This window comes from Actinomadura napierensis, from assembly GCF_039529375.1.
Lineage (GTDB): Bacteria > Actinomycetota > Actinomycetes > Streptosporangiales > Streptosporangiaceae > Spirillospora > Spirillospora napierensis.
The window spans coordinates 1-13060 of record NZ_BAAAMR010000015.1 but is presented as its reverse complement, the minus strand read 5'-3'; the positions used below and the strand labels follow the sequence as shown (position 1 = coordinate 13060).

The window sequence follows — 13060 nt, the reverse complement described above, 5'->3', positions numbered from 1 at the left end:
GACGCCGCCGGCCCAGATGCGCTGGATGTTCCGGGTCGCGCGGACGTCGGCGATGGGGTCGCCGTCGACCAGGACCAGGTCCGCCCGGGTATCCAGGGGCGACGGCTCCGCGATCGCGCAGCCCGAAGGACTGCGCCGGAAGGATCGTCGCCGCCCGCAGCGCCTCGACGGTGCTGAGTCCGGCCTGGACGAGAAGTTCCAGCTCGTGGTGCAGGCTGGTGCCGAAGGCGGGCTGCACCGGGATGCCCTGCTTGTGGTTGGAGTCGGTGCCGGCGAGGATCCGGACGCCCGCCTGGTGCAGGGCGATGACGCTGTCGCGCGCCGCGGCGTAGCTCAGACCGGGGATGCCCAGTGCGGCGAAGCCCTCCATCATGGTCAGCGTCGGGACCGACACCCGCCTGCCAGAGACGTACCGCGCGGCCGATGCGGCGGTCAGGGCGATGTCCAGCGGGACATGGTGGATCATGTCGGCGCCGGCCAGCAGGGGCTCGTCGACCGCGGCGGACGACGTGGCGTGCGCCATAACGAGCTTGCCGTAGGCGTGCGCCACGTTGGCGGACGGCGGATCTCCCGGGCCCGGTCGCCGCGCGCTCTCGTTCCCCGACGTCCGCTCCTTAGGCGCCTGCGGCGGGCGGTGCGATTCCACTGGTCAAGGCGCCGCGCGAGATCGCCCCTGTCATTCCCTGGCTAGGCGGGGGTGGGGAACTCGAATTGGGCGGTCGGGAGGGCGCTGCGGGCCGCGCCCAGCAGCCCGGCGGAACGCCCGAGCCCGAACGGCACGACGGTCAGCCGCCGCGCGTAGCCGAGGGTGAGGAGGCCTTCCAGGTGCCTGCGCAGCGGCGCGAAAAGCACCTCCCCGGCGGCCGAGAGGCCGCCGCCGATCACGACGCGGTCCAGGTCGCACACCGTGGCCGTGGCGGCGATGCCGCGGGCCAGCGCTTGGGCGCCGCGGTCGAACGCGGCGAGCGCGATCGTGTCGCCGCGACCGGCATCGGCGGAGAGAGCGCGGGCGTCGAGCCCCGTCCACCCCTGACCACGAGCCCACCTGACCATCGACGGCCCGCTCGCGTAGGCCTCAACGCATCCTGTACCGCCGCACGAGCACGGTGGACCGGCGGGATCGGCGACGACGTGGCCGATGTGGCCGGCGTTGCCGCTCGGACCGAGGTACACCTCGCCGCCGAGGACGAGACCGCCGCCGATGCCCGTGGACACCACGATCCCGAGCATCGCCTCGACCCCTTGCCCCGCGCCGAGCCAGTGCTCGCCCAGCGCCGCCGCGATGCCGTCCCCGACCAGGACGGACGGGACGCCGGGCATGATGGCGCCGACCAGGTCGAGCAGCGGGAACTCCCGCCACGCCGGGATGTTCACCGGGCTCACGCGCCCGGCCGAGGGGTCGACCGGGCCCGCCGAGGCCAACCCGATCGCGCGTGGTGAGGCGCCCTCGGCCACCGAGCCGAGCAGCTCGCGCATCGCCTCCTCGAGCAGGGGCCCGGTGGCGGGGGTGGCGACTTCGGACTGGCGGTGCACCTGTCCGTCGGCGCCCACGAGACCGGCGCTGATCTTGGTGCCGCCGATGTCCGCCGCGAGCACGACGTCATGGTCCATGAAGAATTCCTTGGTGTGCGAGCGGTGGGTGAGCGACGTGCGGGCGGCGGAGGCGACGAACCGCTCCGGTCAGTCCTCCAGGAGCGCCGACAGCTGCGGTGAGTAGGTGGCGTGCAGGACGAGCGAGGCGGCGCCGACGACGGCGGCGTCGGGGCCGAGCGGCGACACCGCGACGTCCGCGACCCGGATGTGCCGTGACAGCGGTCTGGTCGCCAGGGCCTCGGCGACGGCGTCGCGGTAGAGGGCCTCGACGTGCCTGATGCCGTGACCGCCCAGCACGATCAGGTCGACGTCGGTGATGTTCGCGACGTTGACCGCGACGGACGCGACGCGTTCGGCGGCCTCGCGGGTGACCGCGGTGGCCAGCGGGTCGCCCTCGGCGGCGGCGTGCCGCACCGCCGCGTGGTCGACGGAGCCGGGGTCGCGCTTGAAGGGCTCCTCCAGCGCGCTGCCCGTTCCCCCCTCGGTGAGCCTGCGGTGCGTCTCGGCGGTGATGGCGGCGGGGCTGATCAGGCTCTCCAGGCAGCCGTGGTTGCCGCAGTAGCAGCGCGGGCCGCCCGGTTCCACGGACGTGTGCCCGAACTCGGCCGCGTTGAGCGAGCCGCCCCGGTGGACCTGATGGTTGAGGATCAGGCCGCCGCCGATGCCGGTGCCGAAGAAGAAGTAGGCGAAGTTGGCGACCCCGCGGCCGGCGCCCGACCAGCGTTCGCCGATCGCGGCGGCGGTGGCGTCGTTGTCCAGCGTCACCGGCAGGCCCGTGGCCTCGCTCAGCAGCTGCTTCATCGGCACGTGCGACCAGTTCTCGAGCTTGGGCGGCGCGACGACCATGCCGCGGTCCTGGTCGATCGGGCCGGGGCTGGCCAGGCCGAGGCCGAGCACGCGTTCGCGCGGCACGGCCGCCGCGGCGAGCACCTGACCGGCCAGGTCCGCCATGGCCGCGACGACTTCGGCGGGCTGCGCGCCGACCGGTGTCGGGCTGCGCTTCAGCACGAGCGGCCGCCCGAGCAGGTCGACGACCACGCAGGCGAGCCCGACCGGGTCGAAGTGCAGGCCGACCGCGCAGCCCGCGTCGCCGTTGATCCGCAGCCTCGTGCGGGGCTTGCCGAGCCCGGCGACGCGGCTGGAGCCGTCCTCCCGGACGATCCCCTCGGCGAGCAGCTTCTTCACGATCCCGGAGACCGTCTGCGGGGTGAGGCCCGTGCGCTCGGCGATCTCGGCGCGGCTGATGCCGTCGGCGAGCTGGATCTGGTCCAGCACCACCGCGCTGTTGTAGCGCCCCACCTTGGGAAGGTTCGTGCCTGCCTGCCGCAACGAAGGTCCTCTCTTCCGGCATCGGGCCTCTGCCTGCTGCCAAACACTATTCTGGCCCCTGCCGTTGACTTTGTAAAACAATTGGATTTAAAGTGCCCCGATGTAACCCGCGTCATACGCGTGCGCCGTCGGCGGGTCACGTCCGACTCTCAGGCCCGCGCCGGCAAAGCAAGATCATCGGAGATATCGATGTCAGAGGCACACCGCGTCCCCCCGGGACCGGATACGCGCAGTCGCGGCGGGCTGCGGGACAGGGGGCATCGGGTATGAGCCCCGCGAAGGACGCGGTCCCCGCCGAGGGCGCCGCCACCGACGCAGAGACCGGCACGGTCCTGCTGGAGATGCGGTCGATCACCAAGACGTTCCCGGGCGTCACCGCCCTGGCCGACGTCAACCTGTCGGTCCGCACTGGCGAGATCCACGCGATCGTCGGCGAGAACGGCGCCGGGAAGTCGACGCTCATGAAGGTGCTGAGCGGGGTGCACCCGCACGGCACCTACAGCGGCGAGATCGTCTACCGCGGCGAGGAGGTCAGGTTCGGCGACATCCGCGCGAGCGAGAGCGCCGGCATCGTGATCATCCACCAGGAACTCGCGCTGGTGCCGGGGATGTCGATCACCGAGAACGTCTTCCTGGGCAACGAGATGCGCCGGAGCGGCGCGATCGACTGGAGGGGCGCCCACCACCGCGTCCTGGCGCTGCTGAAACAGGTCGGCCTCAGGGAGGACCCCGACACGCTCGTCAAGGACATCGGCGTCGGCAAACAGCAGCTGGTCGAGATCGCCAAGGCGTTCGCCAAGGACGTGAAGCTGCTGATCCTGGACGAGCCGACCGCCGCCCTGAACGAGGGCGACTCCCAGCACCTGCTCGATCTGCTGCGCGAGTTCAAGCGGCAGGGCGTCACCTCGATCATGATCTCGCACAAGCTGAACGAGATCGCGGCGGTCGCCGACCGGATCACCATCCTGCGCGACGGGCGGACCATCGAGTCGCTGGACGTCAAGGCAGACGGCGTCGACGAGGACCGCATCGTGCGCGGCATGGTGGGCCGCGAGCTGAGCAGCCGCTACCCCGACCACACCCCCGACATCGGCGAGGTGTTCTTCGAGGTCCGTGACTGGACCGTGCGCCACCCCGTCTCCGCCGAGCGGCTGGTGGCCAAACGCTCCAGCTTCAACGTCCGCCGCGGCGAGATCGTCGGCTTCGCCGGCCTCGTCGGCGCCGGCCGCACCGAGCTCGCCATGAGCCTGTTCGGACGCTCCTACGGGATCTGGGAGAGCGGGCACGCCTACAAGGACGGCGAGGAGATCCATCTGAAGACGGTCTCCGACGCCATCGGGCACGGCCTGGCCTACGTGAGCGAGGACCGCAAGGAGATCGGGCTCAACCTGCTCGACGACATCAAGTCCTCGATCGTCGCCGCCAAGCTGTCGAAGATCACCCAGCGCGGAGTGATCAACAGGTTCCGGGAGCACGAGGTCGCCGACCGGTACCGCCAGAGCCTGCGGATCAAGTCGCCCACGGTCGACGCCGGCGTCACCACGCTGTCGGGCGGCAACCAGCAGAAGGTCGTCCTGGCGAAGTGGATGTTCACCGACCCGGACCTGCTGATCCTCGACGAGCCCACGCGCGGCATCGACGTGGGCGCCAAGTACGAGATCTACGGGATCATCCAGCGGCTCGCCGGCCAGGGCAAGGGGATCATCGTCATCTCCTCCGAGCTGCCCGAGCTGATCGGCCTGTGCGACCGGATCTACACCGTGTTCGAGGGGACCATCACCGGCGAGGTGCCGCGCGGCGAGGCCGACCCCGAACTCCTCATGAAGCAGATGACCTCCAACAAGAAGTTGGCAACGCCGTGAGCCGATACCAAGACCTGAAGAAGAGCCTTTTCGGGGGCACCCAGTCCAACGCCCGACAGTTCGGCATGATCTTCACGCTGGTGGCGATCGTGCTGCTGTTCCAGGTCCTCACCGACGGCCTCACCCTGTCGTCGGGCAACCTCATCGGGGTCGTCAGCCAGTACTCCTACATCCTGATCCTTTCCATCGGCATGCTGATGGTGATCGTCGCCGGCCACATCGACCTGTCGGTCGGCTCGGTCGCCGCGTTCACCGGCATCGTGGTCGCCAAGTCGATGTCGGAGTGGAACCTGCCATGGCCGGTGGCGATCGTCTTCGGCCTGCTCGCCGGTGCCGCGATCGGCGCCTGGCAGGGCTTCTGGGTCGCCTACGTCGGAGTGCCGGCGTTCATCGTCACGCTGGCCGGGATGCTGCTGTTCCGCGGCGCCAACCAGTACATCGGCAATGCCGACACCGTGCCGGTGCCGGAGGGCTTCCGCAAGATCGGCGCCGGCTTCCTGCCCGAGGTCGGGCCCGACACCGGCTACAACAACCTGACCCTGCTGCTCGGCCTGCTGGCGTGCGTCGCGGTCGTGGTGCGCGAGTGGCGCGCACGGCAGGTCCGGCAGCAGATGGGCGCGGAGCTCACCCCGGTGTGGGTCTCGGCGATCCGCCTGGCGGTCATGCTCGGCGTCATCGTCTTCGCCACGCTGCGCTTCGCCGGCGGCCGGGTCGGCACGAGCCTGCCGATCTCCGGCATCATCCTGGCCGTCCTGGTGATCGCCTACGCGTTCTACACCCGCAACACCGCCGGCGGGCGGCACATCTACGCGGTCGGCGGCAACTCCCGCGCCGCCGAGCTCTCGGGCGTGAAGCTCCGCCGGGTCAACTTCCTCGTGATGACCAACATGGGGGTCCTCGCTGCGCTGGCGGGAATGATCTTCGTGGCGCGCTCGGCGGCGTCCGGCCCGCAGGACGGCCTGAACTGGGAGCTCGACGCGATCGCGGCGGTGTTCATCGGCGGCGCCGCGGTCTCCGGCGGTCTCGGCACCGTGGGCGGCTCCATCGTCGGCGGCCTGGTCATGGCCGTGTTGAACAACGGCCTCCAGCTCGAGGGCGTCGGCTCGGACCGGGTTCAGATGATCAAGGGTCTCGTGCTGCTGCTCGCCGCCGCGCTGGACGTCCTCAACAAGAAGCAGGGCCGCTTCTCGGTCATCGGGTCGATCACGCGTCAGTTCCAACGCGACGCGGCGCCCGCGGACGCGACGTCGCCACCGTCGCCCGGGGACTCCGCTGCCGACAGGGCCGCCGTCAACGGATGAGCGGACACGGCCGACCGGGCTCCGGCTGACCCGCTCCTCTCAGACAGCCTTCCGACCGCCACTGCCGCGGCAGGCAATCCCACCCCGCAGTAACCGAGAAAGGTCACCCGACAATGCGCTCCATCCTCACCAAGACCCTTGCGGTCGGCGCGGCAGCCATGCTCGCGCTCACTGCCGCGTCCTGCTCCAACGACCGGGAGGGCTCCGACAGCAAGGGGGGCGACGGGAAGGGCTTCGCCAAGGACTCCCTCATCGGCGTGGCGCTGCCCGCCAAGACCTCCGAGAACTGGGTGCTCGCCGGCGACCTGTTCACCAACGGCCTGAAGCAGGCCGGGTTCAAGGCCGACGTGCAGTACGCGGGCGCCTCGACCACGGTGGCCGACCAGCAGGCGCAGATCTCCTCGATGGTCACCAAGGGCGCGAAGGTGATCGTGATCGGCGCGACCGACGCCGCGCAGCTGTCCACCCAGGTGGCGCAGGCCAAGCAGTCCGGCGCGATCGTCATCGCCTACGACCGGCTCATCACCAACACCAAGGACGTCGACTACTACGTCGCGTTCGACAACCTCAAGGTCGGCCAGCTGCAGGGCCAGGCCCTGCTGGACGGCATGAGGAAGAAGAAGCCGAAGGGCCCGTACAACATCGAGCTGTTCTCCGGCTCGCCGGACGACAACAACTCCGCGGTCTTCTTCAACGGCGCGATGAGCGTCCTCAAGCCGGCCATCGACAAGGGCGAGGTCAAGGTCGGCTCCGGCCAGACCGACATCAAGCAGACCGCGATCCAGGGCTGGAAGGCCGAGGGCGCCCAGCAGCGCATGGACTCGCTGCTGACCTCCTCCTACAGCAAGAAGACCCTCGACGGCGTGCTGTCCCCGAACGACACCCTGGCCCGCGCGATCCTGACCTCGGTCAAGGGCGCCGGCAAGCCGCTCCCGGTCGTCACCGGCCAGGACTCCGAGGCCGAGTCGGTCAAGTCGATCATGGCCGGCGAGCAGTACTCCACCATCAACAAGGACACCCGCAAGCTCGTCGCCGAGTCCGTGAACATGGTGAAGGCGCTGCAGGCGGGCACCAAGCCGCCGATCAACGACACCAACAGCTACAACAACGGCGTGAAGGTCGTCCCGGCGTACCTGCTTCCGCCGGTCATCGTGACCAAGGAGAACGCCGCCCAGGCGTACGCCACCGACCCCAAGCTCGCCCCGCTCACCAGGTAAGCGGTCGAACGGTCCGGCGGGTCTGTCATCGGCCCGCCGGACCCGTGACCCACCGCACCCTTGAACCCCCGACTCCCCAGGAACCTCGAGCCGGACGATATGCACACTGGCACGCAGCTCCAGCTCCACCGGCTGGACAACCCCATCCGCGACTACGCCTGGGGATCGCGGACGGCCATCGCGGACCTGCAGGGCAGGCCCTCGCCCACGGCCGGCCCCGAGGCGGAGGTCTGGATCGGGGCGCATCCGGCGGCGCCGTCCAGGCTCGCCGACGGGACCGACCTGCTGACGGCGATCGAGGCGGACCGCGCCGGACTGCTGGGCCCCGGGCACGACCGCCTGCCCTTCCTGCTCAAGATCCTCGCGGTCGCCGAGCCGCTGTCGATCCAGGTGCACCCCGACTCCGGGCAGGCCCGCCGCGGGTTCGCGCGCGAGGAGGCGCTCGGGATCCCGCGCGACTCCGCCACGCGCAACTACCGCGACGACTGGCCGAAGCCGGAACTGGTCTACGCCGTCACCGCGTTCGAAGCGCTGTGCGGATTCCGCGCGCCCGAGATCGCCGCGCGCCTGCTGCGGGCCCTGAACGGCGCCCGGCTACGGCGCCTCGCGGACATCCTGGAGGAGGGCGGCCCCGAGGCGGCGCTCGGAGCGCTGAACGCCTGGCCTGGCGCCGACCGTTCCGCCCTGGTCGCGGAGGTACGCGACGCGGGCACGACCGGCCCCGACCCCGCGCACCGAGCGGCGGCGATGATCGCGGCGGACCACCCCGACGATCCGGGAGCGGTCGCCTCCCTGCTCTTCAACCTGCGCGCGCTGCGTCCCGGGCAGGCCCTCTACACCGCCCCGCGAACGATCCACGCCTACCTGCGCGGAACGGCCGTCGAGATCATGGCCTCCTCCGACAACGTGCTGCGAGGCGGCCTGACCGGCAAGCACATCGACACGGCCGAACTCGCCGCCGTCACCGACTTCACCCCGACGCGGCCCGAGGTGCTGGAGCCGTCCATCCTGCCCACGGGCGAGGAGCTGTACCCGACCCCCGCCGAGCAGTTCCAGCTGACCAGGCTGCGCCCACGCCCGCCCATCGGCATCCCGGTCCCCGGCCCCAGCGCGATCCTCTGCCTCGAAGGCACCCTCAGCGTGGCGCGCGGCGGCACCACCGAGCTGCTCGCTCCGGGCGAGGCCCTGTTCGTGCCCTACGAGGGCGCCGGCCCGCTGGTGATCGAAGGCGACGGTGTCGGATTTCGCGCATCCGCCCCCGACGCCGGCCCCCGGTGATCGCGTCGCGTCCGAGCGGGAAGGGTCAAGAGTGCGGGGCGTCTCCGAGGGCGCCGAGGGCGATCCGCTCGTTGCGGGACAGATGCTCTTCGATGCCGGCGGCGGCGGTGTCGGGATCGCGGCTGCGGAAGGCGGCGACGAGGTCGACGTGCGCCTTCCCGCGGCGTTCGTGCTCGGCGGGATCCGGGTCGAGCTTGCCGAAACCGATCCGGATGTAGCGTTCGCCGGCGCGCCAGAGCGTGGTCAGGATCCGGATGTCCCAGGTCGTCGCGGCGGGCGCCAGGAGCGCGAGGTGAAACGCGTGGTGCCCCTCGTAGATGTCGGCCATGCCGTGTTCCCTGATGCCGAACCCGGCGGCCTGTGCGTCCAGGGCGTCGAGTTCCTCGTCGGTCAGCAGGACGCACGAGCGCCTGGCGATCTCCGGCTCGAGGGTCCGCCGCAGCCGGTAGATCCCGTGCAGGTCGTCGAGGTCGAGCGGCGCGATGACGGTGCTGCGGCCGGGCCGCGAGATGACCAGGCCTTCGCTTTCCAGGATCCGCAGCGCCTCGCGGATCGGGATGAAGCTGATGTCCAGCATGCCGGCCAGCTCGCGCAGCGAGTACTCCTCGCCGGGCGCGAGCGTTCCGGCCAGGATCGCGCGGCGCAGCTCGTCGGTGGCCTGATCGACCACCGATCGGGACGTGATGGGCCGGACGGCCCCCCGCGGTGTCGCCACGTCGGATCCCTTGCTCGCGGTTGGGTAGGTCGATATCAACTATAGCGATCAGCCCTTCCGAGCTGGCATGCTATATGTGATAACACTCGGAGGTGATCATGACCAACGCGACGGCACCGTCCCGGCGGCGCCCTGGAGCGGAACGCGTCGATGCCCTGCGCCAGGTGGAAGAACGGGTGCTGTGGCTGTCCACCGCCATCATCGATCACGCCAACCGGAAACGGCCCAACCCCTCCGGCCTGAAGGTCGGCGGGCACCAGGCCTCCAGCGCCTCGATGGTGACGATCATGACCGCGCTGTGGTTCGGATGCCTGACGGCGGCGGACCGCGTGTCGGTCAAGCCGCACGCCTCGCCGGTGCTGCACGCGATCAACTACCTGCTGGGCGGCCTGGAGGAGGAGTACCTCACCACCCTGCGCGCCTTCGGCGGGCTGCAGAGCTACCCGAGCCGTTCCAAGGACCCCGACGTGGTGGACTACTCCACGGGATCGGTCGGCATCGGCGCGACGGCTCCCATCTGGGGTGCGCTCGCCCGCCGCTACGTCGGGTCCAAGGGCGGCGGTGCCGGCACGGGGCGGCAGTTCTCCCTGGTCGGAGACGCCGAACTGGACGAGGGCGCCTGCTGGGAGGCGGTCTTGGACCCCATGGTCGGCGAGCTCGGCGAGGTGTGCTGGATCGTCGACCTGAACCGGCAGTCGCTGGACCGCGTCGTGCCCGAGATCGGCGCGACCCGCCTGCAGGGCATGTTCGACGCGGCGGGCTGGCAGGTCATCACGGTCAAGTACGGACGCCTTCTGGAGGAGCTGTTCGCCCGGCCCGGAGGCGAGGCGCTCAGGCGGCGCCTGGACTCGATGACCAACCCGGAATACCAGCGGCTGCTGAGGTGCGCGCCGGAACAGCTGCGCGAGCGGCTGCCCGGATCCGGGCCGGACTCGGCGGCGGTCCGGGCCCTGCTGGACCCCCTTGCGGACGACACCGTCCACGCGGCGGTCCGCGACCTCGGCGGACACGACCTGGACGCGCTCCGCGACGCGCTCGACGCCATCGACGACGACCGGCCGACCGTGATCTTCGCCTACACGGTGAAGGGGCACGGGCTGGCCACCGAGGGGCACCCCCAGAACCACTCGTCGCTGCTGTCGGCCGAGCAGTTCGCCGCGCTGGCGGACCGGGTCGGGATGTCGCCGGACGAGCCGTGGGCCCGCTTCGTCCCGGACTCGGCGGCCGGGCGGCTGTGCGCCGAGACCGCGCTGCGCCTGCGCCGGGAACCGGCCCCCGCGGGAGCGGTGGCGGCGATCCCGTCCGACATCGGCCGGACCCCGAGCGGGCGCACGACCACCCAGGCCGCCCTCGGCCGGACCCTGCTCGACCTCACCCGTGCCGCTCCCGAGGCGGCGCGGCAGGTCGTCACGCTGTGCCCGGACGTCAGCTCGTCCACCAACCTGGGCGGCTGGGTCAACAAGGTCGGCGTCTGGTCGGTGCGGGAGCGGCGTGACTGGTTCGACGACGACCCCGAGACGATCCTGCACTGGCGCGAGCGTCCGTCCGGCCAGCACCTGGAGCTGGGCATCGCCGAGACGAACCTGGTCGGGCTGCTGGGCGAGCTCGGCGCGACCTGGAGCCGCTGGGGACGCCCGCTGCTGCCGATCGGGGTTCTCTACGACCCGTTCGTCGAGCGGGCACTGGAACCCTGGTCCTTCGGCATCTACGCGGGCGGCCAGTCCATCCTGGTCGGCACGCCGTCCGGCGTCTCGCTCGCCCCCGAGGGCGGCGCGCACCAGTCGATCACCACCCCGTCGGTCGGGCTGGAGCAGCCGGGCTGCGTCACCTATGAGCCCGCCTTCGCCATCGACGTCGAATGGACACTGCTGGCCTCGCTGGCCAGGCTCGGCCGCCCGGACGGCACGTCGGCCTATCTGCGGCTGTCGACCCGTCCCGTCGACCAGTCCCTGGCGGGCGTCCCGGAGGACCCGGCGGCCAGAGAGCTCCGGCGCCGCCAGGTCGTCGCGGGGGCGTACCCGATACGCCGCGCCGACGGCCCGCCCGCGGTGAGCATCGCGGCGGTGGGCGCCCTCCTGCCCGAGGCGCTGGCGGCGGCCGACCGGCTGGCGGCGTCGGGAGTGCCCGCCGACGTGGTGTGCGTGACCAGTCCGGGACTGCTCTTCGAGGCGCTGCAGAACCGTGCCGGCCGGGAAGAAGGTCCGAGCTGGATCCTGGACGCCGCCTTCCCCGCGCACCGGAGCGCCCCGCTGGTCACCGTGCTGGACGGGCATCCCCACACGCTGGCGTTCCTGGCCGCTGTCAACAACGTGCGCGCGCGCCACTTGGGGGTGACCCGGTTCGGCCAGTCCGGCGACCTTGACGAGGTGTACCGCCATCACCGCATCGACACCGACAGCATCGTGGCGGCGGCCCTCGACCTGCGCTGACGTCCCCGGAAGGAAACCGTGAACGACACAGAGAATCCATGCCCGCTGTGCGAGATGGAGCGGGCCCACGAGACCGCGCGGGTGTTCAGCGACCCCCTGTGGGCCGCGGAGATCGTCCCGGGGTACGAGGTGCCGGGCTGGTTCATCCTGCGGGCCCGGCGCCACGCCGACCTCATCACCGGTCTCGACGACGCGGAACTGGTCACCTTCGCCCGGCGGGCCAGGGATCTGGTCGCGGCCGTCACCGAGGCCACCGGCGCACCGGCGACATACCTGCTGGTCTTCGGTGAGAACCACCGGCACTTCCACACGCTGGTCGCGGCCCGCGGCGACCACGTCCCGGCCGACCGCCGCAACGGCGACATCCTCAAACTCCGCACCGAGCAGGCCGATCCCGAGGCGGCCGCCCGGCTGCTGCCGGCCGTCCGGCAGGCATACCGTCGCCTCGCCCGCCCCGATGGCGCTGAGGTCGCCTGAGCGACGGCATCTGACCTCGGTCCGCCCGGCATTTCCCATCCGACAACGGTAGGGCGAATGCGGGTCTATGGATAAGGCCAGTTCGTGGTTGCTGTTATCAAATATAGAGACTAATCTGTGCCTTGCATCACAGAACGAGCCGGCCGACGATCCGTCCGCCGGCGTCCCTGAGGAGGTCCCTGCGATGCCGACTCCGAAATTCGCGCACGTCGTGTTCCAGACCGGCCAGCCCGCCGCGATGCGGGACTGGTACTGCTCCGTCCTGGACGGGCACGTGGTCTACGAGGACGAAGCGCTGGCCTTCATCACCTTCGACGAGGAGCACCACAGGATCGCCTTGCTCAAATCTCCAACGCCGTTGGAGCGCAAGAGCCCCGCCACCGCCTGCATGCACCACGTCGCCTACACCTTCGACGACCTCGACGGCCTCCTCGACCGGTACGTGCTCCTCCGCGACCGGGGAATCACACCCGCCGTGTCCATCGCACACGGTGTGACGACGTCGATGTACTACCGCGACCCGGACGGCAACTTCGTCGAGATGCAGATCGACAACTTCGCCGCGCCCGACGACGCCACGCACTACATGCACGGCCCGGAGTACGCCGCCGACTCGGTGGGACCGGCGTTCGACCCCGAGGAACTGCTCAAGGCGCGGAAGTCCGGCGCCACCGTCGACGAGCTCACGAACCGCTCCTGGTCCGTGCAGGCAGAGCTGCCGGACCCGATGGGCGTGCTCATGGGAGCGCACTAGCTCCCAGGCGCGAAAACGGGGTCCAGTCGGGACTGTCCGAAAGATCGTGTGGGTGGGGTGGTGATCCGGAAGGCTGGGGCCGATGCCTCGGCCGGGAAGGATCAT

At 70.8% G+C, this 13060-nt stretch carries 10 protein-coding genes and 1 pseudogene; 7 read left to right on the top strand and 4 right to left on the bottom strand.

Annotated features, from left to right (window positions below):
• Positions 1 to 97: 97 nt before the first annotated feature.
• The 3 genes and pseudogenes from ABD296_RS50565 to ABD296_RS11210 form a co-directional block, all read right to left on the bottom strand.
• Positions 98 to 550: pseudogene (locus tag ABD296_RS50565) on the bottom strand (amidohydrolase family protein); the annotation flags it as partial.
• Between the two features lie 137 nt (positions 551 to 687).
• Positions 688 to 1611 carry an ROK family protein gene (locus tag ABD296_RS11215; protein WP_344264564.1) on the bottom strand — a complete coding sequence of 308 codons (924 nt, stop codon included), beginning with the start codon at positions 1609 to 1611 and terminating at the stop codon, positions 688 to 690.
• Between the two features lie 69 nt (positions 1612 to 1680).
• A complete protein-coding gene (locus ABD296_RS11210; RefSeq protein ID WP_344264561.1) occupies positions 1681 to 2922 on the bottom strand; it encodes an ROK family transcriptional regulator in 1242 nt (413 codons plus the stop codon).
• A gap of 341 nt (positions 2923 to 3263) precedes the next feature.
• On the opposite strand from ABD296_RS11210, the gene mmsA reads away from it, so the two are divergent.
• From mmsA to manA, 4 genes are all read left to right on the top strand, one after another.
• Positions 3264 to 4784 (top strand): multiple monosaccharide ABC transporter ATP-binding protein, encoded by a 1521-nt coding sequence (gene mmsA, locus ABD296_RS11205; RefSeq protein WP_344264776.1) that lies wholly within the window; start codon positions 3264 to 3266, stop codon positions 4782 to 4784.
• The gene (gene mmsB / locus ABD296_RS11200; protein WP_344264558.1) at positions 4781 to 6085 is read left to right on the top strand and encodes a multiple monosaccharide ABC transporter permease; all 1305 of its coding nucleotides are present in this window, start codon (positions 4781 to 4783) and stop codon (positions 6083 to 6085) included. The genes mmsA and mmsB overlap by 4 nt, the downstream gene beginning before the upstream one ends.
• Positions 6086 to 6198: 113 nt before the next feature.
• On the top strand, positions 6199 to 7302 hold the full coding sequence (locus ABD296_RS11195; RefSeq protein ID WP_344264555.1) for a sugar-binding protein: 1104 nt from the start codon (positions 6199 to 6201) through the stop codon (positions 7300 to 7302).
• A 99-nt stretch (positions 7303 to 7401) separates the two neighbouring features.
• Entirely contained in the window at positions 7402 to 8580 is a 1179-nt protein-coding gene (gene manA / locus ABD296_RS11190; RefSeq protein ID WP_344264552.1) for a mannose-6-phosphate isomerase, class I, read from the top strand.
• A gap of 25 nt (positions 8581 to 8605) precedes the next feature.
• Here manA and ABD296_RS11185 read toward each other — a convergent pair whose 3' ends face one another.
• Positions 8606 to 9295, bottom strand: coding sequence for a GntR family transcriptional regulator (locus ABD296_RS11185; RefSeq protein WP_344264549.1), 690 nt, complete (start codon positions 9293 to 9295; stop codon positions 8606 to 8608).
• A 98-nt stretch (positions 9296 to 9393) separates the two neighbouring features.
• Here ABD296_RS11185 and ABD296_RS11180 point away from each other — a divergent pair, with 98 nt between their 5' ends.
• The 3 genes from ABD296_RS11180 (at position 9394) to ABD296_RS11170 (ending at position 12955) form a co-directional block, all read left to right on the top strand.
• The gene (locus ABD296_RS11180; protein WP_344264545.1) at positions 9394 to 11724 is read left to right on the top strand and encodes a transketolase-like TK C-terminal-containing protein; all 2331 of its coding nucleotides are present in this window, start codon (positions 9394 to 9396) and stop codon (positions 11722 to 11724) included.
• Positions 11725 to 11742: 18 nt separating this feature from the next.
• Positions 11743 to 12201, top strand: coding sequence for a hypothetical protein (locus ABD296_RS11175; protein WP_344264542.1), 459 nt, complete (start codon positions 11743 to 11745; stop codon positions 12199 to 12201).
• A 184-nt stretch (positions 12202 to 12385) separates the two neighbouring features.
• Positions 12386 to 12955: a VOC family protein gene (locus tag ABD296_RS11170; protein WP_344264539.1), complete on the top strand. Its 570-nt coding sequence runs from the start codon at positions 12386 to 12388 to the stop codon at positions 12953 to 12955.
• The last annotated feature ends 105 nt before the right edge of the window (positions 12956 to 13060 follow it).

Coding starts and splice junctions, on each gene's coding strand:
- mmsA (WP_344264776.1), top strand. CDS start 3,264: ATGCGGTCGATCACCAAGACGTTCCCGGGCGTCACCGCCCTGGCCGAC.
- manA (WP_344264552.1), top strand. CDS start 7,402: ATGCACACTGGCACGCAGCTCCAGCTCCACCGGCTGGACAACCCCATC.
- ABD296_RS11180 (WP_344264545.1), top strand. CDS start 9,394: ATGACCAACGCGACGGCACCGTCCCGGCGGCGCCCTGGAGCGGAACGC.
- ABD296_RS11215 (WP_344264564.1), bottom strand. CDS start 1,611: ATGGACCATGACGTCGTGCTCGCGGCGGACATCGGCGGCACCAAGATC.
- ABD296_RS11170 (WP_344264539.1), top strand. CDS start 12,386: ATGCCGACTCCGAAATTCGCGCACGTCGTGTTCCAGACCGGCCAGCCC.
- ABD296_RS11195 (WP_344264555.1), top strand. CDS start 6,199: ATGCGCTCCATCCTCACCAAGACCCTTGCGGTCGGCGCGGCAGCCATG.